This is a genomic window from Kitasatospora sp. NPDC002965 (assembly GCF_040611255.1).
Taxonomy (GTDB): domain Bacteria; phylum Actinomycetota; class Actinomycetes; order Streptomycetales; family Streptomycetaceae; genus Kitasatospora.
The window spans coordinates 13,602-37,845 of record NZ_JBEXNT010000080.1; the positions used below are offsets into that span (position 1 = coordinate 13,602).

The window sequence follows — 24,244 nt, forward strand, 5'->3', positions numbered from 1 at the left end:
CCGTCGTCGGCCGCGGGGCAGCCCCGACGACGCCGAGGGTTCTCCGGGCGCCCACCGCCCGTGGCCTCAGGTCGATGACGGCTTGCCCGGCTACCGGCAGATCGAATCGGAACCGACGACGCGACGGGTTCAGTGGCGCGTGCCGCCCATGACCGGGCCGTCCATGCTGTCGATCGGGAGGATCTCGACGTTCTTGCCGGTGCGGGGTGCGTGGATCATCTTGCCGTCGCCGATGTAGATGCCCACGTGGTGCAGGTCGGAGTAGAAGTAGACCAGGTCGCCGGGCTGGAGGTCGGCCCGGGCGATGCGCCGGCCGGCGTTCCACTGCGCCTGGGAGACCCGTGGGAGGGAGACCCCGGCCGCCTTCCACGCCGCGCCGGTCAGACCGGAGCAGTCGAAGCCCGAAGGGCCGGTGGCACCCCACACGTAGGGCTTGCCGAGCTGGGCGTAGGCGAACTTGAGCGCTTCCGCGGCACGACCCGTGACCGGGCCCTGGTAGGCGGGCGCCGGCTCACTGCGCCCACCGGCCCGGGAGGCGCGGGCGGCGGCCTCCTGGGCGTTGACCTTGGCCCGGTCCGCCGCGCTGAGCTTGTTGAGCAGTGCCTGGGCCTGTGCGAGCTTGTCCTGGATCCCCTTCTTCTCGGCGGCCAGCGCGGTGTCGGTGTCCTCCAGCTGGGCGAGGGAGGCGGCGGCTTCCGTGCGGTCCTGGTCGAGACGGCGCTGCTCGCCCTGGAGCCGCTTCAGCAGCTCGGTCTGCGACATGGCCACCTGGCCCTGCATCGAGGCCCGGGTGAGGTAGGAGTCGGGGCTGGAACTGAACATGAGCTGGACCGCGGGGTCGACCCCGCCGTTGCGGTACTGCTCGCCGGCCAGTACACCGAGTTCGGTCCTGAGCCCGTTCAACGCGGCCTGCCCGTCGGCGACCCGCTCCTGTATCCGGTTGACCCCGGCCTGGAGCTGCTGCTGCTTCTCCTTGAAGCCGTTGTACTTCTCGATCGACGCCTCGGCCTCCTCGTTCAGCGCCTCGACCCGGGCCTTGACCGCGTCGAGTGAGGGCGCCGGCTCGGCGTGGGCGCTGACGGTGGAGGCCAGGGCCGCGGTGCCGGCCATCGCGGTGGTCAGGACGGCCATCCGGGCCCGACCCGGCGGGTTCGGCTTGCGGTGCGATCCCATCGTTCGGCGCGCTCCTTCGACGTGTGTGACGCGCCCACGCGAGTGCGGGCGAAGAGCCCGCCGCGGGCACGGCCCCCGACAGGTGCGAATAAACTTAGTAGATTGGTGGGTGGGTTCCGCAACCCCCTGGACCGCGGCAGTACCGCCGGACGGCCGCCCCGTCGCCCGGCACCCCACCGCACGGACCTCGCGGTCTAGCATGGGGGGCTACCAACGGGATCCTCGGGGAAGTGGGCAGGCTGTGCGTCGGTTGGGTGACCTGGAGGCGGAGATCATGGACCGCCTGTGGACGTGGAACCGACCCGCCACCGTGCGGGAGGTCGTCGACGACATCAACCGGCAGCGCCCCGTCGCCTACACCACGGTGATGACCGTCGCCGACATCCTGCACGGGAAGGGCATCCTCACCCGCGAGAAGCAGGGCCGGGCCTGGCTCTACCGGCCGACCCTCGGCCGCGAGGAGTACACCGCCGCACTGATGCAGGAGGCGCTCGGCTCCAGCCGGGACCGCCCGGCGGCGCTGGCCCACTTCATCGAGGAGATCTCCTCCGACGAGCTCGAGGTGATCCGCGGCCTGCTCGACGCGAAGCCGGTGCCGGACCAGCCGTGACCTCGACCGCGCTCCTCGCCGCCTACGCCCTGCTCGTCGGGCTGGCCGTCCCCCGACTGCTCCGACGAGCACGGTGGCCGTACCGCGCGCCCGGGCTGGCCGTCACCCTCTGGCTCGGACTGATGGCGTCCTTCGTCGCCTCCCTGACCCTCGTGGTGCACCACCTCGTGGTGCCGCAGGCGCACCTGCACCGGGGAGTGCTCGGGATTCTCCACGCCTGCGGCGTCGCCGGGACGGCCGGCCTGGGGACCGCGGTCGACTCCGCGCAGATGGCCGCCCCGCTCGCCGTCGCCCTGTGGCCGGCCGGCTGGTTCGCCGCCGTCGTGCTGCGCGCCCGGCGCCACCGCCGCCGGCACGGCGCGATGCTCGATCTGGTGGCTCGGCGCGAGCCCGGCCTCGCCGCCACCGTGCTGGACCACGGCACGCCCGCGGTCTACTGCCTGCCGGGGCGGTCCCGCCGGATCGTCCTCACCAGCGGCGCCCTCAAGGCGCTCACCCCGCCCCAGCTCCAGGCCGTACTCGCTCATGAACGGGCCCACCTGAACGGCCGCCACCACCTGGTCACCGGCGCCGCCGACGCGTTCACCCGCGCCTATCCCGGCCTGCCGCTCGCGATCGGTGCCCGCGCCGAGATCGCCACCCTGCTGGAGATGGTGGCCGACGACCGCGCGGTCCTCGCCCACCCGCCGCGCACCCTGGCCGGCGCCATGTGCGAGGTCGCCGCCGGCCAGGTACCCGGCTTCGGCCTGGGCGCAGGTGGATCGACGGTCGTCGCCCGGGTGACGCGCCTCCTGCACCCGGGCAAGTCCCCGCACCCGCTCGCCTGGACGTCCATCGCGGCCCTCGCGCTCGCCGCGCCGATGGTGCCGTTCCTGTTCGCCTGCGGTTCGGTCGCCGGCTGAGCCACGCCCTCACGGGCGTGCCACACCTCACAACGGCGCGAGGTTGCCGGACCTTGATGATCGAGCACCACAACGGCGCCGTCCGGATGGCCGCGGACGAGGCCACCAAGGGCGGCGACGCCGAGCTCAAACGACTCGCCGAGACCATCAAGCAGGGGCAGACCGCCGAGGTCGCCACCCTGCAGAAGATGCCGACCGGCTGACGCCCGTCGGGCACGCCCGGGCCGGGGACCGCCACCCGGGCAGACCCCGAGCGGCCCACCACCGGGCAGCCGGCCGGCATCCGGGCCGCCGACCCCGTCGACCGCCCCGCCTCCGAAGGACCTCCAATCCGCTAAGCTGATTAGTAGCACCCGGCGGTGCTCCTACCCCCCGGGGGGCGCCGCCGGCGTGTCGCCATGTCGCCGCCCGGCAGGGGCGGACACGCCACGGAGCAAGGGTTTGCCGTCGACGACGGCGCCCGCGCGAGCGCCAGGCGGGCACCCCCACGACGCCCACCGCCCCCGCGGGACCGCACGGGCCCCTCTCCGCCCCGTGGGCGAAATCCGAGCAGGATCACCGGAACCGCCGACATGCGCACCACGTCTACTAAGTTCATTAGCAGTAATGTTCCGGCAAGCGAAAGGACCGGGTGGGACATGAAGGTGAAATCAGCGGGCGCGGTAGGAACCGCACGCCGGGGGCTGGTCGCGACGTTGGCAGCGGCCGCGCTCACGCTGGTCGCCGCCTGCGGCAGCTCGGGCACCGGCACCGGCGGGTCCGCGGTGCCGACCGACTCGGCCCCGTCGAACTCGGGGCCGTCAAGCTCGGGGCCGTCGAACTCGGCGCCGTCGGCCGTCGCCGGCAGTCCGGGAGCGGTCAGGGCGTCCGCCGCGGCACTCACCATCTCGCCGGGGGACGGCGCGACCGGGGTGCCGACCAGCGGCGCACTCAAGGTCGCCGTCGCCCAGGGCACACTGAGCGCCGTCAAGGTGACCGACGACGACGGCAAGGAGGTCGCGGGCACGGTCACCACCGACGGCACGTCCTGGACGCCCGCCGGCCACCTCGACACCGGCACCAGGTACTCGGTGACCGCGCTGGCCAAGGACGCCAAGGGTCTGGAGGCCGCGGGCACGGCCACCTTCACCACGCTCTCCCCCGGCAGCACCTTCTCCGCAAGCGACAACATCACCGACAAGGCCACCTACGGCGTCGGCATGATCGTGTCCGTCACCTTCACCAAGCCCGTCAAGGACACCAAGGCGGTCGAGCAGGCGATCACCTTCGACACCGATCCGCCGGTCGACGTCAAGGGCCACTGGTTCGGCAACCAGCGACTCGACTTCCGCCCCCAGGACTACTGGAAGCCCGGCACCAGGGTGACCGTCAAGTACCGCCTCGACGGCGTGCAGAGCTCGCCCGGCGTCTACGGCACCCTCACCAAGGACGAACCGTTCGCGATAGGCCGCAGCCAGATCAGCACCGCCGACGCCACAGGCCTGCAGATGGCGGTCGAACGCGACGGACAGACCGTCAGGAGCCTGCCGATCACCACCGGCGCACCCGAGTACGCCTCCTGGGCCGGAACCATGGTCATCTCCGAGATGGCCAGGGTGACCCGGATGAACTCCGCCACCGTCGGCCTCGGCGCCGAGTACGACATCGCCGACGTCCCGCACGCGATCAGGCTCACCAACTCCGGCACCTTCCTCCACGGCAACTACTGGGCCGACTCCTTCGGCAGGACCAACACCAGCCACGGTTGCATCGGCATCCGCGACGTCAAGGGCGGCAGCGAGACCTCCGATGCCGGCTGGTTCTACAACCAGTCGCTGATCGGCGACGTCGTCAAGGTCGTCAACTCCAAGGGCGGCCAGGTCAGGCCCGACAACGGCCTCAGCGGCTGGAACCTCCCCTGGACCGCCTGGTAGCAGCCGTCTCCCCACCGGTTCCCGGCCCCGCCACCGGGTACGCCACCGACCCGCCCGACCGGCCCGCCCGGCCCTCACTCGCGCCCACCACCCCAGCTCCGCGCCGGAGACGGGGTCCGTCCCCTGCTCCCGCACCGGGCCGACCCCGTCTCCGGCGCGCGCCGAAAGGCCCCTCGATGTCCCAGCCCCACCTCGCCAACTCTCCGGCCGCGCCCTCACCCGGGGCGCCCGCAGGCTCGAACCCACCGCACCGGCACCGGCCCCCGCACGGACACGGTGCAGCTCCGGGCCACTACCCGGTTGACCGGGCCGCCGACCCGGCCCCCTCCCCCGCCGGCCCGCGCGACCGGCCACCCGTCCCGCGGCCCCGGGCGGAGGCGTCCGCCTCCGCCCGGTCGTCCCCCGCGGCGTCCGGCGAACGCGGGCGCCGACGAGCCGCCCGCAAGCCGCTCCTGCTGAACGGCTACCTCGGCTACATCACGACCTTCGTCGGCGCGGGTCTCATCAGCGGGGCCGTCGTGCACTACCCGCTCGACCCCGCCCGCTACGGACTCACCGGGCTGATTGCCGCCGCCGTCTTCCTCTTCGGTACCTTGATGAACGAGTTCGTCCTCGCCCGCAACCGGCCGAACGCCGCCAGGATCGCCGCCGTGGTCGCCGCTTCCCTCGCCCTCTCGTTCGGCATCGGCATGCTCAGCGGCGGTCTCCAGCACTTCGAGGACTTCCCCGACCGCGGCACGTGGCTCATCCCCGCCGGCCTCGTGGTCTCCTTCGTCGCCTACGTCCTGCGCTACGACGCCGCCCGCTGGCGCAGCATCGTCCGTCTGACCGGCGCAGCCGTGGCGATCACCGCCGCCGTCGCGTTCTTCGGCCTGCGCGGTCTCGCCGCCGACCTCACGGCCGAATCGGCCGGCGGAGGCGGGCACAGCCACGGCGCCGACGAGTCCGCCGAAAGCCCGGCCGAACCCGTGCCGTCGACGGACGCCGCCGCCACGCCCGGAGTCAGCGGCTCGACCACCCGGCCCGGCCCGTCCCCGACCCCGAGCGGCACTACCTCCGCCCGCCCGGACGACAGTCACAAGCACTGACCGGCGCGGGGGCCGGCACCGCGAACAGGAGCGCAGGCACTTCACCGGGACCTCCGACGCGACCACCGGACCGAGCCTCCGCGGCGACGGCTCGCCCCGGCCGCCCCGGGCGCCCCGGCCGAGGAACTCGGCCACCGGTCATGGCCGGGGTTGCGGGCCCGCGGGTTCCCGGCGCCGCAGGGAGCGAGCGCGGCACCGTCCCGGCCACGGCGTGCGCGCCGCACGGTGAGTGCGGCACGTGGGGCAGCCCGGCGACTTGAACCGCAGCGCCAGCAGGATCGGCGCTATGGGCTATATCGTCCCTTTCATGAGCAATCGTCTATCGGGGCGGGTTCGGACGCGTCTGTTGGGCCTCGGCGGTGATCGCACCGGGGCGGCCACCGTGCGGACCCGGGAGCGGAGGAAGTCGCTCGGCGCCCACCCGTGGGCCCGGACCGGACCGGCTGTGCTCCTCCGCCCGGCGGCGGGCCACGCCGGCCGCGTCGACGGCCGCGCCGTGCTCCGCCCCGGTCTGCGGCCCGGGCGGGGATCCGTGCGACGGGGGGCGCAGCGGTGACCGCCGATGCCCTGGTGATCTTCGGTATCACCGGCGACCTCGCGCACAAGATGACCTTCCGGTCGCTCTACCGCCTGGAAGCGGCCGGTCTCCTGGACTGCCCGGTCATCGGCGTGGCTTTCGACGACTGGTCACACGACCACCTGGTCTCCTCGCTGCGCGAAGCCCTGCGGACGACCGGCGAGGCCGTGTCGGCCGAGGTGTTCGAGCGGCTGGCCCGGCGATTGTCCTACCTCCAGGGCGACTTCACCGACCCGGCCACGTACCAGGCGCTGGCCGGCCGACTGACGGGCGTCGGGAGGCCGCTCTTCTACCTGGAGATCCCGCCGTCGCTGTTCGCCCCGGTCGTGGAGGCCCTGGCCGCGGCGAACCTCACGGCGCACGCCACGGTGATGCTCGAGAAGCCCTTCGGCCACGACCTGGCCTCCGCCAGGGCCCTCAACGCGCGCCTGCACCGGGTGCTCCCCGAGGACCGGATCCTGCGGATCGACCACTTCCTCGGCAAGCAGCCCGTCCTGGACATCCAGTTCCTGCGGTTCGCCAACGCGCTCCTCGAACCGGTCTGGAACCGCGACCACGTGGCCGCGGTCCAGATCACCATGGCCGAGGACTTCGGCGTCGAGGACCGGGGGGCGTTCTACGACCCGGTGGGCGCACTGCGCGACGTGGTCCAGAACCACCTCCTGCAGGTGCTGGCCCTGATCGCGATGGAGGCGCCGGTCGGCCCCGGGTCGGAAGCCCTCTGGGACCGCAGGGCCGACGTCTTCCGGGCGATGGCCGACGTCGATCCGACCCGCTGCGTGCGCGGCCAGTACGAGGGATACCTGGACGTCCCCGGCGTCCGGGCGGGCTCGGTGACCGAGACCTACGTCGAGCTGGGCCTGGAGGTGGACAACTGGCGGTGGAGCGGGGTGCCGTTCGCCATCAGGGCCGGCAAGGCGCTGGCAGCGCGGGCCACCGAGGTGCGGGTGGTCTTCAGACGCCCGCCCCGGCTCGCCTTCCTGGAGCAGCCCGAGCACCCCGCCCCCAACGAGCTGGTCCTGCGGATCGACCCGGACCCGGGCCTTCGGCTCGGCATGCTCTCGAAGGAGGCCTCCGGCTACTCGGCCAGGCCCGTCCACCTGGGCCTGTCCTTCGCCGCCGAGCTCGGCAAGCCCCCCGAGCCCTACGAACGGCTCCTCAACGACGCCCTGCCCGGTGACCGTTCCCTGTTCACCCGCCAGGACGTCGTGGAGGAGACCTGGCGGGTCATCCAGCCCCTGGTCGACCACCCGCCCGCACCCGTGCCGTACGAGCGGGGGTCCTGGGGGCCCGCGCACGACCGTGGCCGCACCACGTGGCAGTCGCCCTGGCTCTCCAGCCCGCACGATCAGGGCTAGCGAGCGTCACGCCGCCGCCGGACGGCGAGGGCCGTCCGGCGGCGGCGTGCCCGGTGAAGCCCCCACACGAGGGGCGTGACCACCGGCTCGACGGAAAGACGGGGGCACGCCACCGGGCTTCGGGGGGCTGCCGCACGTCGATCGACGGAACGTCAGCCGAGGACGAAGGTCTGGAGGCCGCTCCCGTCGTAGGGTCGCTGCTCGAACTGGCTGCCCTGGGTGGCGCCGGCGGTGAGGTAGAGGCCGCTGAGGCGGTTGACGACGCGCACGCGGCCGTTGCCGGCGTCTTCCGGCCGCCATTCGTCGTTGGTGTCGGCGCCGGGTGCGTAGGCGTGCTGGATGATCTTGGCTCCGGCAGCCCGGGACGCGTTCAGCACGGCCAGGTCCCTGCCGCTGTTCTGGTTGACGATGCGCACGTAGCCGTCCGCGAGCGGCCGGAACTCGAAGCGCTGGTTCGGGGCGTCGGCGTTCGGTCGGCGGATGATCGGGGCGTGGTCGACGAGGCTGCTCCCGCTCACGTCGACGACGTCACCGGTCCCGGCGACGGTCATCGTGCGGTAGGTCGTCGGCACCGCGCAGCCGACCTGGACCGTGACGGGCTTGCCGGTGGTGTCGCCGAGTTGACTGGTGGTGACGGGGGTGATGACGGCGGTGCCGTTGGCCCTGGCGGTCACCGTTCCGGAGGAGTCGACGGTGGCGACGGCGGGGTTGCTGCTGGTGTAGGTGAGGGTCGGCAGCAGGGGCAGGATCCTGTTGGTGCCGTTGGTGGTGACTTCGTCGGTGGTGACCTGGGCGGCGTCGGTGGCGTTCAGCTCGGCGCGCAGGTTCAGCCCGTTGTCGAAGTCGTTGTCCTTGACGAGGGCGCCGGAGGAGGCGCGGTACTTGAACAGCGGGGTCGTGTAGGGTGCCGCGCCGGCGACCGTGCGAACGGTGCCGGTGGTGCCCGGCGCCAGGCACGTCATGGTCGTCTCGGCCGCGAACGCCGTGTTGCGGTCGAGGCGGCGGACGTCGTTGCGTTCGAAGGTGATGCCGCCGACACTCTTGGCGTCGAGGAGGCGGACGTCGCCGATCCTGAAGTCGTTGTCCTGGATGCGGATGTTGCGGCTCACCGGGTTGCCGGCGTCCTGGACCTGGTTGGTGGGCTCGATCAGGATCGCCGGGCCCGCCGGGCGCAGGAAGGTGTTCTTGCTGATGAGGACGTCCTGGACGGGGCCGGACTCGTACCACTCCTTGGCGTCGGAGGAGATGAAGATGCCGGCCATCCCGGTGCCGTCGAACGTGTTGTTCCTGATGACGATGGGCTTGCGGGTGGTGACCAGGATGCCGCGGGTGGGGATGTTGACGACGGTGTTTCCGCTGATGTCGACGGTGGGGGTGTAGGTGGTGTTCTCCACCACGAAGTTCCCGGGGGTGACGGAGGCGGGGATGACCTGGTCGAAGGTGACCTTCATGGTGGTCAGCGGCTTGTTGTGGTCCCGGCCGGTGGGGCCGTCGACCGACACGACCCGGGCGGTGGCGCCGGGGACGGCCGCCATCGTCCGCTTGTCCACCACCTCCGCGCTGTCGCCGGGGTAGAACTGCGGGAACCCGGCCGTCTGGTGGTGCTTGTATTCGAGGGTGAGCGTCCTGCCGTCCGCGGACCGGCCGGTGACCTCGACGTAGGTGCCGTGGATGTTGATCGCGTCGTCGTGCGCACCGTCGAACACGTTGTTCCTGATGTTCACCGCGCCCTTGATGCCGGACATCTGGACGAAGTCCGCGAACCCGGCCGTGCTGCGCCCGGTGGCGGGGTCGGTGCGGAAGTCGTTGCCGTCGATGGTGATGTTCTCGCTCATCTGCCCGAGGAAGCCGAAGCCGTGCAGGTAGCGGGCCTTCAGCCCCTGCACGGTGACGTCCTTGGACTCCCAGAAGAACGCGGACGCGGTGTCGCGGGTGTCCTCCCGCATCTGGTAGACCAGACCCCGGTCGGTCGGAGGAGCGGCACTCGTGTAGTCGATGCGCAGCTTGTTGCCGGCCAGGGGCGCCATCGACGCCACGTTGGTGAACAGGGGGTTGGAGCCGCGCCAGGTGCTCTTGGTCGCCGGGTTGTGGAGTTGGGTGTACCTCATGCCGTTGACGCCGGACCAGTAGGGCTGTCCGGTCGCGGGGCTCGTCTCACCGCGCCAGGTGACCTGGTTGTTCGCCACGGTGAAGCCGTTGGTGGGCGGGATGTTCAGCACCCGGTAGGCGCGGCCGTCGGCGACGCCCGTCTCGCTGACGGTGGCGTCGACGACCTTGGGGGCGGTGACGTCGAAGCTGAAGTTGCGCACCGCGACGTTCTGGGAGCGGATGGCGGCGAAGGCGGTCATCCGGCCGTGGAACTGCAGGTGGGAGCCGCCGCCGTCGATCGTGACGTCGCGCATGTCCTCCACGAGGATGCCGATGCGCTTGTCCCGGTACGTCTGGTCGGCGCCGACGGTGTTGGAGAGGTACAGCTCCCGGGTCTCGGCCTGCTCCGGGTAGATCTGGTAGGTGCCGCGGGGGAACAGCACCCGCACCGGTCCCTGCACGGTCCCGGCCTGCCGAAGGGCCGCCTTCACCGCTGCGGCACTGTCCCGCGCGCCGGTCCGGTCGGCGCCGAACGCCGTCACGTCGACGACCGTCTCAGCGGGCTGGGCCGCCTGCGCCGGCAGGGGCGCAGCGAGGGCGAGGGCGACGACGACGGCCGCCGCGGACAGCAGCGCCGACCGACCGTGCCGCGGTCCGGGCCTGGCGGACGAGGGGTCCTGCGAAGCCGTAGGACCCCACGGCAGGATGGAACGTTGCATGCGGATCTCCTGGGTGGTGGGAGGTGCGTGTTCCCGGGCAGCGAGGTTTCCGGGCGGCCGGCCGGGGCCGCACCTCGGCCGGCCGGCGCCCGAGGTGGCGGGCAGGCCGACGCCGTTGGGGGTGATGGCACGTCAGTTGCGGCTTGTGGAACGTCAGTTGCAGGTGACGCCGGCGGCCTTGAAGGTGGCCGCGTCGACCATGGTGGTGGGGGCGAACGCCTCGGCGGGCATCTCCTTGCCGCTCTTCAGCCTGTCGTACAGGGTCTGGACAGCCAGTGCCCCGACGTCCTTGCCGTTGATGAACAGGGCGGCCCGCATGCCCGACGGCTTGCCGGAGCCCCAGTTCTTGCAGGCGAGGTAGGCGCCCAGGCCCACGCCGATCACGTTGTCGGCCTTGAGGCCGGCGTTCTCCAGGGCGGTGACGCCGCCCTGGACGTTCTCGTCGTTGCAGCCCCAGACCACCCAGTGCTTCACGCTCGGGTTGGCGGTGACGACGGCGGCGATCCTGTCCTGGGCGCCCGTGGGGGTGTTGTCGGTGGCGACGTCGATGTTCTGCACCCCGGTACCGCCGCCGTTCAGGAAGGCGGCCTTGGCGGATTTGACCCGGGCGGTGCAGACGGTGACGTCCTGCTTCCAGGCGGAGATGCTCCGGGTCTCGGCCGGGTTCCACTTCGACCTGCCGAACTCCTCGGCGGCGCGCTTGCCGACCTCGGTGCCCATCTGCTCGCCGCTGAAGCCGATCCGGGGCACCATGTCCCCCGGCGGGCAGCCCGCCGGGTCGGGACCGGTGGCGCAGATCTGGTCGTCGGAGGTCAGCAGCGCGACCTTGGCGTCCCTGGCCGCCTGCACGACCTGGGGGCCCACGGCCGGATCCGGGACGACGACGATCAGACCGTTCGTCTTCTGCGCGATGGCGGAACGGACTTCACTGACGGTCTTGTTCGCGTCGTTGCCGAGGTTGACCACCTTGAGGTCGACGCCGAGCTCGGCGGCCCTGGCCTTCGCCCCGGCCGCCTCTCCGACGAAGTACTCCTGATCGCCCTGCTTCTGCAGGTAGGTCATCGAGATCTTGCCGCTCACCGGAGCGACCGGGGCACCCGCCCCGGAGGAGGACGACTTCTGGCCGGTGGAACACGCGGTGCTCAGGGCGAGTGTGAGCAGGAGACAGGTGGCGGCGGGCACCGTACGACGGTGCGGGCTCGTGGACATGAACGCTCCAGGGGGACGCGCGACTCTGCGCGGGAAGGGGCGGTGCGAGGGTGGTGCATGACACCGGCGCGGGCCGGTCGACGTGCCGGTGACCCGGCCACCTCCACGACCAGCCGTCGGTGCGGCCGCGCGGATGCCGAAGGGTTTGATCGAGGCTTCGGCCGGCAAGGTCCTGCCCCGATGAGGGTGCCTCCACGGCGCTTTGCGAGGTCCGGGGTTCCGGGAGAATGCGCCGGAGTACGGCGGTGCGGTTTCCGCCCCGTGCCCGATGCCGTGCACGCCGATCCTGTGGCTGCGGCATCCCCCTGTCAAGGCGTTTGCATACTCAATGCCCCTTGCCGGGGTGCCGGCCGGGCAGCGGGGCGCAGGAGGCTTTGATAACGAACCGGTGTCGGACCGGGACGGGGAAGCAACGCGGCGCTCATGTACTGGCAACCGGCTCTCACCGAAGCAAGCACGCGCAGGAGAGCCGGCGCTTCCGCTCAGTTCCTCACCGTGGACCGCGACCTCGCAAGGTCGCCGTCGCGCCTCTGCTCCTGGATGGTTCATGTTCCAGCGTCACAGCCACAGCCGTCGGGTCGGTGCGATCCTGGCGGCCGTGCTGGCGGTGGGAGCCGCGTCCGCCGGCTCCACCGCGACCGCAGCATCCACCACCGTCCCCTTCAGCGACGGCTTCGAGTCCGGCAGCACCACGGTGTGGCCCCGCAAGGGCATCGACGGCGAGGGCGCGGTGGACGTCGTGGCGGCCCCCGGTGGCCACGCCGGCAGGGCCGCCCGGTTCACCCTGCCCGACGACGGCAGGTCCTACCGCTCCGAGATAGCCACCAGCCGCCTGCCGTACGGCAGCTACCGCTACACCTTCTCCAACTACCTGCCGCAGGAATGGATCTCCTACGAGGCCCAGACCATCGTGTCCCAATGGCACGGCGGAACGGACACCATCCCGGCGATCGTCCTCGCGGTCAGGGCGGACCGGTGGCTCATGCTCGTCCACTGGAAGGCGGGCTCCGAGCCGGTGAACGAGGTCAGGTACGACCTCGGTCCCGTCCGGCTCGGACGCTGGAACCAGTGGGCCTTCGACATCACCTGGTCCACCGCGACCACGCCCGGTTCCATCGCCGCCCGGCTCGACGGCGCCCAGGTGGGATCCCACCTCGGACCCAACAGCTACCACCAGGACACCGCCCCGTATCACAAGATCGGGCTGTACCGGCCGAATTGGAAGGCCTCGAAGGGGAACGTGAGCGGCGGGACGCCGCCGGTGGTCGTCTACTACGACGACGTCTCCATCACCCCGGGCCTTCCGGTCCCCGGTAGGCCGACGGCCACGCCGTCCTCCCCCGCACCGACGGCCCCCGGCGCAGCGTCCCCCACCGCACCGTCCGCCCCCGGCACGCCGTCCGCCGCAGCACCGTCCGCCACCGCGCCGGCCTCCACCGCATCCCCGAAGCCCGCGACGTCGCCGCCGACCGCCCGGCCCTCCGCATCGGCCTCGGCGCAGGAGCCGCCGTCGGCACAGCCTTCCGCCCCGGCCACGGCATCCGGACCGGCGGTGCCCGGACCCACGCCCGGATCCACGCCCGGGCCCGTGGAGGACATCCCGGCGGAGACGGACACGGACACGGACAACGACGGGCGCCCCCTGGCGGAGACCGGCCCCTCCGACCGCACACCGCTCGTCCTGGCCACCGGTGGGGCGCTGCTCGTCGCCGGCCTCCTCCTCGCCTACCGCCTCCGCACGAGGACCGCCGCCCGCAGGACTCACCGAAAGGCGTGAGACCTGCCCGCCGACCGACCTCGTGACGGGGCGGGGCGGGCCGACGGACGCGACGGGCCGGGTCGTACGGACCCGGCCCCGGTCCGCTGCGCCCTCACCCCGCGGTCCGGGTGGGGCAGCGGCCGGACTCGCGACGTGCCCTCCCCCTTCCCGCACACGCCGTACAGAGCACCGCGCCGATCCGAACGGAGTCCGATGTCCGACTCAACCGCCGAGCCGCGCCGTCGCGCGACCGACCCGACGGTCCTCACCCTCGCCGCGACAACGGCGGTGGGGGCCGCGCTCCTGTGCAGGATCCTCCTGCTGGACGGCGAGTCGTCGGACTACTTCTACTTCCTCGGCCCCTGGTACCGGTACATCGCGGAGAACGGCGGGTTCGCCGCCCTCAGCGACATGGAGTTCTCCGACTACAACGCCCCGTACCTCTACGTCATGGCCGCGCTCACCTACCTGCCGGTGCCGGCGCTGGCGGGCATCAAGTGGGCCTCGATCCTGTTCGACCTGGCGCTGGCGTCGTACGCGTTCCGCATCGTCGCCCTGCGCCGGCCCCGGCGGCTCCGGCCCGCCCTCGGAGCGGCGGTGGTCGTTCTCCTCCTCCCCACCGTCGTCGTCAACAGCGGCTGGTGGGGCCAGGCCGATGCGATCTTCACGACCTTCCTGGTCGGCGGCCTGTACCACCTGCTCCGGGACCGGCCCTGGTGGGCCTGCGCGTTCTTCGGGATCGCGCTGGCGTTCAAGCTCCAGGCGGTCTTCCTCTTCCCCCTGCTGCTGGTACTCGTCCTGGTGAAGCGGATCCCCTGGCCGAGTCTGCTGGCCGTTCCGGCGGTCTACCTGGCGCTCGACGTCCCCGCACTCCTGCTCGGCGCCGACCCGTGGAAGCTGCTGACGGTGTACACCCGGCAGACGGGCACGTACACGCAGCTCACGCTCAACGCGCCGTCCGTCTACCAGTTCGTCTCCGTGCCGCAGACCGCGGAGGGCGCCGTACGGAGCGTCGGGGTCCTGATCGCGGGGGCGACGGTCCTGGTCCTGGTCGGGCTGGCGGTGCGGTCCGTCCGGCGGGCCGGCGGCGCGGTGGAGCGGGACGGACGACCGCTGCTCACACCCACCACGGTCCTGCTGCTGGCCACCACCTCCGCGATCGCGGTGCCGTTCCTGCTGCCGTCCATGCACGAGCGCTATTTCTACGTCGCCGACGTGCTCAGCGTGATCGTCGCGTTCCACCGCCCCCACCGGCTCTGGTACCTCCCGATCCTGGTGCAGGCGTCGTCCCTCGGCAGCTACCTCACGTTCATCGCCCCCGCCGTGGCGCCCTACCTGTCGATGCCGGCCCACGGCATGCTGATGCTGCTCGCCCTGATCGCCGTACTCCGGTCCACGGCCCGGGAGTTGCGCGGAGTTCCGGCGCCGGCCGCCGTCCGGTCCGCCGTGCCGGGAGGCTCCCGACCGGCTGCCCCGCGCATCCCGGAGCCACGGCAGGCGGAGTTGGCGCGGTAGCGGCCGACGGGGCGTCACTCGGGGGGGAGGACGCCGGGCCGGTCCACCACCTCCTCGACCACGGTCAGCGTCTGGGTGGACCGCACTCCCTGGATGCCCTGCAGCTTCTCGAAGACGAAGGCGCGCAGCGTCTCCGTGTCGCGGACCCGCACCAGGAGCACGATGTCGAAGCCCCCCGTGAGGTACCCCGCGTACTGGACCTCCGGCAGCCCGGCCAGCTCTCTGCTCATCTCGCGCCAGCGGAACTGGCCGGCCGAGACGAGGACGAGCGCCGTCACGTGCAGACCGAGCTTGTGGTGGTCGACGTCGATCGAGAAGTTCCGGATCACCCCGGCCCGCCGCAACCGTTCCAGGCGCGCGTACACCGTGCCGCGGGAGACGTTCGCCCGCGCGGCGAGCTCGGCGGCGGGCAGCCGGCCGTCCTCGTTCAGCGCGCGCAGCAGCGCCAGATCGATGTCGTCCAGGTCCATGGGGGCTCCTCGGCCGGGCTCAGAGGTCGAGGGTCAGCCGGGTGCCTCTGCTTCGAGACACGCACACGAGCATCACGTCGCCCCGTTCCTTCTCCTCGTCGGACAGCAGGTGGTCGCGGTGGTCCACCGCACCGGCGAGGACCGCAGTCTCGCACGATCCGCAGATGCCCTCGCGGCAGGTGGACGGGACCACGATCCCCGCGTCCTCCAGCGCGTGGAGCAGTGTCCGGTCCGCGCCGACCGTGATCTCCTTCCCCGTCCGGGCCAGCCGGACGCGGAACTCCCGACCGTCGGCGGCGCCGGGCCGGCTCGGTGCGCCGAACCGTTCCACCCGGAGGGTGAGGGTCGGCTGCCCGGCCACCAGGGCGGCGAGCTCGTCCAGCATCCCCGCCGGTCCGCAGGCGTAGACCTGCCCGCCGGCCGGGAGGGCGCGCACCCGCGCTGCCAGGTGTGCCGGGCGGCCGGGTCGCCGCACAGCGAGTAGGAGCGGCGGAAGGTGTCCCCCGCGTGGTCGAAGGTGAGGTCGACGTGCTGGTTGTGCTCGCGCCACAGCCGGAACTCGTCCGGCTCGTCCCACCGCTCGGGGTCCCGGTTCGCGGAGGCGAGGACGGCGAGGACGAGCGGCCCCTCCGGCAGGAGCCGTCCCGCGACGCGGGTGGGCCTGGTCACCCGGCGTGTGACCGTGCCCATAGGGGCACCGAGCCGCAGGGCCTCCTCGATCAGGCGGACGATCGCGGTCCTGTCGCGGTCGACCTCCCGGCGGACCTCGGGATCCGTCAGGTAGGCGATGAGGGCGTGCCCGAAGAGGTCGCGGGGTTCCTGCATGCCGCCGATGATCAGCAGCTTGGTCGTCGCCGCGATCTCCTCGAAGCCGGCACCGCCGGCTGCCAGGCCGGCCAGCAGGGTGCCCGGCGCCGGCCGCTGCCGCTGCCGCAGGGTGGCGCGTAGCACGTCGTCGACGGCGGTGCTCGCCTCGTCCGCCCGGCGCTGCCTGGCGGGGTCGCGCTCGTAGGTGGCCGATCCGGCGGCGATCGCGTACACCCACTCCGTGAACACCGGGACGGGCATGGGGAAGGGGTCACGGTCGAGGGCTTGGACGGTGATGGCCGCGCCGACCGGAGCAGACTCCGTCGACCCGGCTCCGGGAGTCGGTGTCGTCATGGCGCCAGCGTGACCGCCGTCAGGCCGATCGCGTCGCGGTGCCGGCCGTTGATCATCAGCTGTTCCGAACGGGCAGGTCGGCCTGGACGATCGCGCCGTCGACGCCGCCTCCGCTGCACGGGTGCCGAGGTGCGTCCCGTCGGCCACGGCCGACCGCAGGTATGTCGACCGTCCACACCTGACCCGGGTCGGGTGTGACCCTCGTCACCATTGACCCCGGAAGCCGCGGCGACGCAGGATCGGCCGCACTCCCCGCACCGGCCCGGCACGGGTGCCACCTATCCGGGGAGTGATAGCGAGGATCCGATGACGACGACCGCGCCCAAGCCTCCCGGTCCGACGACGGGAAGCGGCGAGAACTGGCTCGCCCGGCTTGCACTCCGCTTCACGGCCTTCACCGAGAAATGGCTGCCCGACGCGCTGGGCTTCGTCCTGGTGGGGACGTTCCTGATCTTCGCCCTCGGGCTGGTGTCCGGGGAGGACCTCCTCGGTGTGCCGGACAAACCCGGGGCGACGAGCGGGTACGGCCTGGTCGACGCCTGGGGGCAGGGATTCTGGTCCCTCATCACCTTCACCCTGCAGATGGCCATGATCGTGATCGCCGGCTACGCGGTGGCGGCCTCCCCGCCGGTCGGGCGCCTGATCGCGCGGATGGCGGCCCTGCCCCGGACCCCGCGCGGCGCCGTCGCGTTCACCGCCGCCGTCGCCATGCTCACCTCGTACGCGAACTGGGCGTTCAGCCTGATCTTCACCGCGATCCTCGCCAAGGAGGTCGCCCGCCGGGTCCCCGGCGTGGACTACCGCGCACTCGGCGCGATGGCCTTCCTGGGCCTCGGCACGGTGTGGGCCCAGGGACTGTCCGGGTCGGCCGCGTTGCAGGTGGCCAGCGCCGCGTCGAGCCCGGCGGCCGTGCAGAAGGTCATCGCCGAGGGCCGGGGCAGCGGGCTGATCCCCCTCACCGAGACCATCTTCCTGTGGCAGGGCGTCGTGGCCACGGCGGTCATCTTCGTCATCGGCGTCGGCATGGCCTGGTTCCTGGCCCCCTCACCGGAACGCGCGAAGACCGCGGAGCAGCTCGGCATCGACCTGGGCCCCGGCCTCGACCACCAGCGCCACGACAGCCGGCGGACCAGACCGGGCGAGTGGATCGAGTACAGCCCGGTCTTCACCGTCCTGCTGTTCGCGCTCGGGGCCTGGTACCTCGTCCGGCGCTTCGCGAACTCCGGTGGCAGCCCGCTCAACGCGCTCGACCTGAACACCATCAACCTGATCCTCATCCTGCTGGCGCTCGTCCTGCACTGGCGGCCGGCGAACCTCGCCCGCGCCGTCAAGGACGGCACGCCCGCGGTCTCCGGCATCCTGCTCCAGTTCCCGCTGTACGGCGGCATCTTCGGGATGATCGCCTACACCGGCCTGCACAAGACCATCGCCGGCTGGCTGGTGTCGGTGTCGAACGAGTTCTTCTACCCGGCCATGATCGCGGTCTACAGCTGCGTCCTCGGGGTGTTCGTGCCCAGCGGTGGCAGCAAGTGGGTGATCGAGGCCCCCTACGTCCTGGAGGCGGCCAACCAGCTCCAGGTCAACCAGGGCTGGATGGTCGTCGTGTACGACCTCGGCGAGGCCAGTGCCAACCTGCTGCAACCGTTCTGGATGCTGCCCACGCTCGCCGTCCTGGGGCTGAAGGCGCGCGACATCATGGGGTACACGTTCGCCATGTTCCTCGCCCTCTTCCCGGCCGTGCTGGTGCTGGTCACCGTCTTCGCCCGCACGCTCCCCTTCCCCTGAGCCCCTGCACGGGCGTACCGGTGACCGACCGGTACGCCGACGGCCCTCACGACGGCCCGCGCGTCCCGCTCAAGGAACGCGCGGGCCCCGTACGGGGCCGTCGGCCGGGTGGTCGGCTCAGACCTGCCCGTCGGTGAGGTCGGCGCGGGTGGTGCGGAGCTTGGCGAGGACCCGGGCGACGTGGTTCTCGACGGTGCGGGTGGAGAGGAACAGGGCGGCGGCGATGTCCTTGTTGGTGGCGCCGGTGCTGAGGAGGTCGCGGATCTGCTCCTCCCGGGGGGAGAGCCGGTCGCCGTAGCCGGCCCGGCCGCGCGGGTTGGGGGTCTGCCGGCCGAGTTCGCGAAGCCCTCGGTGGCAGCGGGCCGCGTCGGAGGTGGCGCCGAGGCGCTCGAAGGCGGCGATCGGCCCGGCGAGGCGGGTCTCCGTCTCGCCGAGGTCGGTGCGGGTGCGGGCGGCGCGTTCGGCGGCGAGGGCGGCCCGGTAGGGGCGGCCGATGTCGCTCCACTGTGCGGCCGCGAGGTCGAAGGCCGTCATCGCGGCGTCGGGGTCGGTGGCGGCCAGCAACAGGCCGCGGCAGTGGTGCTGTTCGGCGTCGGCGCCGGGCGCGTCGCGGCCTGCGGCGGCGGTGGCGTGGCGTTCGGTCAGGTCACGGGCCTCGTCGGCGCGGTCGAGGGCGAGGAGGGTTTCGACGGCGGTGGGGACGAGGTCCCAGGCGTAGCCCCAGGCCTCCTTGCGGTCGAGGAAGGTCAGGAAGTCGAGCGGGTCGGTCAGGGTCCGCCAGGCGGCCCGCGGGTCGCTGCGGGCGAGGTGGAGCCTGGCCCGGCCTGCGGCGGCGCCGAACAGGTCCAGGTGCAGTCCCCGCGTGAGCGCGGCGTCGAACACCGCGGCCGCCTGCGCGGTCAGACCCCGGGCGGCGGCGGTGAGACCCCGCACCGCCGCCAGCAACCCGCCGGACCGCAGGGGGTTGTCCGGGTGACGCTCGTGGAGGGCCGCCAGTCCCCGCTCGGCCTCGTCCCAGTGCCCGGACTGCCAGTCGAGCACGACCCGGAAGGTGTCCAGGTAGGGGTCCAGCATGGGCAGGTGGGTGCGCGGTGCCATGGCCCGCAGCTCCTCGACGGCGCCTGCGGACCGCGTGTCGTGCCCGACGCAGAGCCAGGTCTCGGCGATGCTGCAGACGCTGAAGGCCGTGGCCTGGAGCACGGGCACCTCGCCGTCGCGGGGCAGCGCCGCGAGGACCTCCGGAAGGGCCGGGTCCGCCACCACGCCCCGCAGGAAGATGCCGGCGACGTCCATGATCGGCCGGGCGTTGCGGCTCTCGGCTCCGGCCAGCAGGTCGTAGCCGCGCCGGACGAGGTCCCGCTGCTCGGCGAGCGTGAAACGGCCGGTCTGCGACAGGCCCAGGTAGCTCAGGATCCGGGCCGAGGTGACCGGGGTGCCGTCACCCACCTCCGCCAGGGCGGTGACGATCTCCTGCTCGCCCGCCAGGTCTCCGACCTGGTAGATCAGCAGCCCGCCGAGGCTCGTCCTGATCCGGCCGCGCACCTCCTCGGGCAGACCGGCCACGGTCAGGATCCTGCGCAGGATCCTGACCGTGGTGGCGGCCTCGGTACCGACCGAGGCCGTGTAGGACAGGGCCCAGGCGGCATGCGCGAGCTCCCGCGGGGTGAGGTCGGGCTGGTCGATGATCTCGTTCAGCAGCGTGGCGGCGGTACCCGTGTCACCGACCGCGGTGGCCTGGTCGGCGGCGGCCCGGGCACGGGGCAGCCAGGCCTTCCGGTCCCCCAGCGCACGGGTGTGGTGGGCGATCTGCACCAGCGGCGGCGGGTCCTGGGCCAGCAGCACCTCCAGGACCCGCCGATGGGTCCGGTTGCGCACCGGCCCCGGGAGGGCGGCGTAGACCGCCTCCTGAGCCAGGACGTGCGCGAATCCGTAGGTGTCCGGACCGACCTGCCGCAGCACCGCGGCGTCGAGCGCCTCCACGAGTGCCGCGTCGCCCCGCTCCTCGTCCAGCCCCGCCGCTTCGGCGAGCAGCCCGGTCCCCGCCGGGACGGACAGCACGGCCGCGGCGTCGACCAGGGCCGCCGCGTCGGGGCCCAGCCGTCCGGTCCGGTCCGCCAGCACCTCGCCGAGGCTCCGGGGCACCCGCAGGACGGCCGTGTCCGCGCCGTCCGGTGACCGTGCGAGGGTGATCAGGTCCTCCTCGATCACCAGTGGCAGGCCCCCACTGCGTTCCAGCAGGGTCCGCACCAGGGCCGGTGCCGGATCGCCGCCCAGCACCTCCCGCGCCATCGCCCGCAGTTCCGTCCCGCCCAGCGGGCCGAGCCGGATCTCGGCCCCGCCCGTGCCCGGCGGACGCCGGAACGGCACCCCCAGCACCGGCCGCCCGCCCGGCAGCTCCTCGCCCCGGTAGGTGAGCACCAGCGCGACGTCGCCCGGCATGTCCCGGGCCAGCAACAGCAGCAGTTCCCGGGTCGCCTCGTCCGCCCAGTGCACGTCCTCCACCACCAGCACCGCCGGCGCCACCGCCTCCAGCACCGTCCGCACCGCCGAGACCACCCAGAACCGTCCGGCTCCGGACACCGAGACCTCCGGCGGCAGGTCGGGCGGCGGCGCGGGCAGCGCGCCGGCGAGGTCCGGCAGCAGCGGCGCCAGCACGCCCGCCGAGGCACCCAGCCGCCCGGCCGGCGGCAGCCACGGCCCGATGCGGCGCAGCGCGTCGATCACCGGGCCGTACGCCAGCGGCTCCCGCAACGGATGACACCCGCCCGCCAGCACCCGCAGACCCTGCGCGCGCAGCACCGCCGACGCCTCCGCGACCAGCCGCGACTTGCCGATCCCCGCCTCCCCCTCCACCAGCACCACCGCCGGACGCGCCCCGGACACCGTGGAGAGCAGCGCCCGCAGCTCGCCCTCCCGGCCCGCGAACGCGACGCCGTGCACGCCGAGGAAGGCCATGCCGTCACCGAGGTCGTCCACAACCGGCTCCCGTCCTGCCCGCGGCCTTCCCTGGCGGGAAGGATCTCGGTCTCTGCGTCCACGGTAGCCATCCCGGCGCAGGTCGGCGGAGCGGGGGCGCGTCCGTACGGGGGACGCCCGATCCGCGGGTGTACCGGCGGCCGGGCGTCGAGGCCGGGCCCGGCCGAGGGACCGCGCCCGGGTGGGGATCCGGTCAGGAGGGGGTGTGCGGGTGGGAGGTGCTGGGTGTGGTGCGGCCGCCGGCAGGCGCGTCGGCTCCGGGCGGGGGGATGGCCGGGGCGGTGGTTTCCGGGGCGGTGCGGGCCGTGGGGGCGGCGTGGGAGATGTCTGCGGGGGTGTCCGGTGCGGGGTCGGGCGGGGTGTCCTCGTGCAGGGCCCTGGTCTCGGCCTTCAGGATGCGCAGGGACTTGCCGAGCCCGCGCGCGGCCTCGGGGAGCTTCTTCGAGCCGAAGAGCAGCACGATCACGGCGAGCACGACGATGAGGTGCCAGGGTTCCAGGCCGTTGCGGAGCATGGGCGTCTCTCCTTGAGTGTCGATCCGGAGGGGCCGGGTGGTCGGCGCGGGGCGGCGGTCGCCCCGCGGCCCCGCGCCGACCGGGGTGTCAGGGGCGGGTGAGGTCGGTGATGGTGCACGTCTGCGTGTTCAGCACCAGACCGTCCCGGTTGATCCACTTGGCGGTGAGCGTCGCCGGGGTCACGGTGGTGTCGGCCGTCAGCTTGAGGAAGGTGTACGGCGCGTCCTTGCTCCACTTCACCGGGTCCGCCGGGTGCGCCGTCCACCGCGTCCCCGGCGGGAGCCCGGTGCTGGCGGAGGTGGTGACGTCGAACGTGGAACCGATGGTCCAGTCGTGGACGGGGCTGACGACGTACTCCCACATGTCGTAGCCGGCCGGCTTCGGGTCGGCCGGAGTCGCGTCGAAGTTCTTCACTACACGGGAGACGTGGATGTCACCGCTGAGCATGACGCAGCCGGAGATCCTCTCGGTCTTGATGAAGTCGAGGAGCTGGAGCTTCTCGTCCTTGTAGGTGTTCCAGTCGTCCTTTTCGTCGGTGATCTTGTCGTACCAGACCATCCCCGAGGCGAGGACTTTGAAGGTGGCCGTGCTCGCCTTCAGGGCATCCTTCAGCCACTTCGACTGGACGGTCCCCATGCAGACCCCGGTGGAGGTGTTGGAGAACCACCGCGGGTCGATGAGGAACACCTCGATCGGGCCGCGCCGGAACGACGTGTAGATGCCCTCACCGGGGCCCCGGCCGGTCAGGAGGCCGGTACCCCCGGTGACGTGGCCGAAGTTCGCGTTGGCGCGGTAGTCGACGAACGCCTTGCGGTACATGGTCTTCAGCGTCGATCGGCCGTCGGTGTCGTTTCCGGCGAAGTCGTGGTCGTCCCACGTCCCCCAGATCGGCATCGACGAGACCATTCTCGCGATCTCGGGTACGGCCAGGAAGTCCCGGTGGTGTCTGCGCACCCTGTCCAGCTCACTGGAGGCGCCGGAGAGGCCCATGTCGGCGTAGGGGGTGTCACCGAGCATGACGAAGCCCTCACAGCCCTCGGTCATGACCTGCTTCCACAGGTGGTTCGGCACGTTGTGCGCGCAGGAGCCCACACCCAGCGAGACCTTCGCAGCCACGCCCGCCGCCGGTGCGGTCCTGAACGAACCCTTCATCGGGACAGCCGGGGCGGCGGCCGTCGCGGACGTGATGTCGAAGGTGTACTCCGTGTTCGCCTGCAGACCCGACACGTCCATCAGGAGGGTGTTGTCGTTGTCGGTCGAGACGCTCGCGGTGACGGTCTTCACCACGACCCCGCCGGCCTTCACCTCGCACTTCCAGGTCGGGTAGGTCCCCGGGTCCACGCCCGGCCGTGCCCAGAGCCGGGCGGTGGTCTCGCTCACGTGGCCGACGAGCGGGCCCGCCTGGAGCGACGGCGTGACCGTCAGACTGGGCGCGCTGCCGGCCTTCGCCGACTTCACGTACCCGGTCAGGGCGTTGAAGAACCTGCGGCTGTCGTCGATGGCGGCCTCGCTCTGGGTCGGCGCGCCTGCCGTGTTGTAGCACTTGTCGATGGTGAGGCTGGAGACCAGGTATCTGCCCTTGCCGTCCACGGAGGACTTGCCGTCCGCAGCGACGATCTTGTCCTTGCCCTCCAACAGGGCCGCCGGGTAGCCCGACGTCCCCGAGACGCAGGCCAGGAGCACCCGCATCTCCTTCCAGGCGCCGAGCGACTCCCAGCTGGCGGTGACGGAGCGGCCGGCGAACACCTGGCCGGAGGCGTCCGCCGGCAGGACGGAGACCAGCGGGTGGGCGGTGGCCACCCGGTAGACCGTGTTGAAGTCGGCGTCGGTGCGCACCGCGAACATCGCGGTCGAGTTGTAGTCCCACTTCCAGATCGGCAGGTAGGGGACACCGACGCCGGGCTCGTCGGACTTGGCGAGGTCGAGCACCACCCCGCCGGCCCGGACGAATCTCCGCAGCGAGTCGGTGTGTGCCTTCACGTAGGTGCCGTAGGGGTTGGTGTTGTTGGTGCTGTCGTTGGTGAAACTGCCGAAGGCGATCAGGTCCACGGCCTGGGCCTGGGCGTCCGGTGCCTTGGTCAGGTCGAGATCGATCACGGTGAAACCGGCGTGCTCCAACAGCGTTCGGAGCCCGACGGCGTTCGTCCACCGGTCCGCGTACTCCAGCACCGCCGCACGCAGCCCCGACGAGGGGAGCGGGGCCACCGCCGCCGCGGCGGTGCCCGTCATGGCGCCGCCGGCGGCGACCGCCGCCGCGCCGACGCCCAGCAGTTGCACCGCCCTGCGGCGGCTGATCTCGGCGCGAACGCTGTCGGACAGGGTGGGGGAAGAGTCGTCCATGACTTCTCCTGTGTGAGGGTGTCGACCGATGCCGTCGAACCACGGCCCGCAAGCGGGCGTGGTCGAACGGGGGTGGGGTGGGTGCG

Annotated in this window: 17 protein-coding genes and 1 pseudogene; 9 read left to right on the top strand and 9 right to left on the bottom strand. The window is 72.4% G+C overall.

The genetic code is table 11. From position 1 onward, the window contains the following. Positions 1 to 129 precede the first annotated feature (129 nt). Positions 130 to 1,173: an NlpC/P60 family protein gene (locus tag ABZY91_RS26760; RefSeq protein WP_355405568.1), complete on the bottom strand. Its 1,044-nt coding sequence runs from the start codon at positions 1,171 to 1,173 to the stop codon at positions 130 to 132. A 241-nt stretch (positions 1,174 to 1,414) separates the two neighbouring features. Here ABZY91_RS26760 and ABZY91_RS26765 point away from each other — a divergent pair, with 241 nt between their 5' ends. The 6 genes from ABZY91_RS26765 (at position 1,415) to ABZY91_RS26790 (ending at position 7,621) form a co-directional block, all read left to right on the top strand. Next, positions 1,415 to 1,783, top strand: a complete 369-nt coding sequence (locus tag ABZY91_RS26765) for a BlaI/MecI/CopY family transcriptional regulator (protein ID WP_355405569.1) — start codon at positions 1,415 to 1,417, stop codon at positions 1,781 to 1,783. After that, on the top strand, positions 1,780 to 2,685 hold the full coding sequence (locus ABZY91_RS26770) for a M56 family metallopeptidase (RefSeq protein ID WP_355405570.1): 906 nt from the start codon (positions 1,780 to 1,782) through the stop codon (positions 2,683 to 2,685). Before ABZY91_RS26765 ends, ABZY91_RS26770 begins: the two co-directional genes overlap by 4 nt. Positions 2,686 to 2,741: 56 nt before the next feature. Next, on the top strand, positions 2,742 to 2,888 hold the full coding sequence (locus ABZY91_RS26775; protein ID WP_355405571.1) for a DUF305 domain-containing protein: 147 nt from the start codon (positions 2,742 to 2,744) through the stop codon (positions 2,886 to 2,888). 435 nt (positions 2,889 to 3,323) lie between these two features. Then, positions 3,324 to 4,598 (top strand): Ig-like domain-containing protein, encoded by a 1,275-nt coding sequence (locus ABZY91_RS26780; RefSeq protein ID WP_355405572.1) that lies wholly within the window; start codon positions 3,324 to 3,326, stop codon positions 4,596 to 4,598. A gap of 176 nt (positions 4,599 to 4,774) precedes the next feature. After that, the gene (locus ABZY91_RS26785) at positions 4,775 to 5,686 is read left to right on the top strand and encodes a hypothetical protein (RefSeq protein ID WP_355405573.1); all 912 of its coding nucleotides are present in this window, start codon (positions 4,775 to 4,777) and stop codon (positions 5,684 to 5,686) included. Between the two features lie 552 nt (positions 5,687 to 6,238). Then, positions 6,239 to 7,621 (top strand): glucose-6-phosphate dehydrogenase, encoded by a 1,383-nt coding sequence (locus ABZY91_RS26790; RefSeq protein WP_355405574.1) that lies wholly within the window; start codon positions 6,239 to 6,241, stop codon positions 7,619 to 7,621. Positions 7,622 to 7,773: 152 nt separating this feature from the next. Here ABZY91_RS26790 and ABZY91_RS26795 read toward each other — a convergent pair whose 3' ends face one another. Beyond that, positions 7,774 to 10,428 (bottom strand): RICIN domain-containing protein, encoded by a 2,655-nt coding sequence (locus ABZY91_RS26795; protein WP_355405575.1) that lies wholly within the window; start codon positions 10,426 to 10,428, stop codon positions 7,774 to 7,776. Positions 10,429 to 10,581: 153 nt separating this feature from the next. Continuing rightward, positions 10,582 to 11,637 (bottom strand): substrate-binding domain-containing protein, encoded by a 1,056-nt coding sequence (locus ABZY91_RS26800; protein ID WP_355405576.1) that lies wholly within the window; start codon positions 11,635 to 11,637, stop codon positions 10,582 to 10,584. Positions 11,638 to 12,184: 547 nt separating this feature from the next. Between ABZY91_RS26800 and ABZY91_RS26805 the strand changes: the two genes are divergently transcribed. After that, positions 12,185 to 13,414, top strand: a complete 1,230-nt coding sequence (locus ABZY91_RS26805; protein ID WP_355405577.1) for a heparin lyase I family protein — start codon at positions 12,185 to 12,187, stop codon at positions 13,412 to 13,414. Between the two features lie 195 nt (positions 13,415 to 13,609). Beyond that, on the top strand, positions 13,610 to 14,911 hold the full coding sequence (locus ABZY91_RS26810; RefSeq protein WP_355405578.1) for a glycosyltransferase 87 family protein: 1,302 nt from the start codon (positions 13,610 to 13,612) through the stop codon (positions 14,909 to 14,911). 14 nt (positions 14,912 to 14,925) lie between these two features. Here the strand turns inward: ABZY91_RS26810 and ABZY91_RS26815 are convergent, their stop codons facing one another. The 3 genes and pseudogenes from ABZY91_RS26815 to ABZY91_RS26825 form a co-directional block, all read right to left on the bottom strand. Continuing rightward, positions 14,926 to 15,381, bottom strand: coding sequence for an Lrp/AsnC family transcriptional regulator (locus tag ABZY91_RS26815; RefSeq protein WP_355405579.1), 456 nt, complete (start codon positions 15,379 to 15,381; stop codon positions 14,926 to 14,928). Between the two features lie 19 nt (positions 15,382 to 15,400). Beyond that, positions 15,401 to 15,817 carry a 2Fe-2S iron-sulfur cluster-binding protein gene (locus tag ABZY91_RS26820; protein WP_355405580.1) on the bottom strand — a complete coding sequence of 139 codons (417 nt, stop codon included), beginning with the start codon at positions 15,815 to 15,817 and terminating at the stop codon, positions 15,401 to 15,403. A 170-nt stretch (positions 15,818 to 15,987) separates the two neighbouring features. Further along, a pseudogene (locus ABZY91_RS26825) lies at positions 15,988 to 16,542 on the bottom strand (hypothetical protein); the annotation flags it as partial. Between the two features lie 306 nt (positions 16,543 to 16,848). Between ABZY91_RS26825 and ABZY91_RS26830 the strand changes: the two are divergent. Further along, complete coding sequence (locus tag ABZY91_RS26830) at positions 16,849 to 18,327, top strand: TIGR00366 family protein (RefSeq protein ID WP_355405581.1); 1,479 nt, start codon at positions 16,849 to 16,851, stop codon at positions 18,325 to 18,327. Between the two features lie 117 nt (positions 18,328 to 18,444). On the opposite strand, the gene ABZY91_RS26835 is transcribed toward ABZY91_RS26830, so the two are convergent. From ABZY91_RS26835 to ABZY91_RS26845, 3 genes are all read right to left on the bottom strand, one after another. Continuing rightward, the gene (locus ABZY91_RS26835) at positions 18,445 to 21,303 is read right to left on the bottom strand and encodes an AAA family ATPase (RefSeq protein WP_355405582.1); all 2,859 of its coding nucleotides are present in this window, start codon (positions 21,301 to 21,303) and stop codon (positions 18,445 to 18,447) included. A 193-nt stretch (positions 21,304 to 21,496) separates the two neighbouring features. Next, on the bottom strand, positions 21,497 to 21,817 hold the full coding sequence (gene tatA / locus ABZY91_RS26840) for a Sec-independent protein translocase subunit TatA (protein WP_355405583.1): 321 nt from the start codon (positions 21,815 to 21,817) through the stop codon (positions 21,497 to 21,499). Positions 21,818 to 21,905: 88 nt separating this feature from the next. Then, positions 21,906 to 24,158, bottom strand: coding sequence for an alkaline phosphatase D family protein (locus tag ABZY91_RS26845; protein WP_355405584.1), 2,253 nt, complete (start codon positions 24,156 to 24,158; stop codon positions 21,906 to 21,908). Between the last annotated feature and the right edge of the window lie 86 nt (positions 24,159 to 24,244).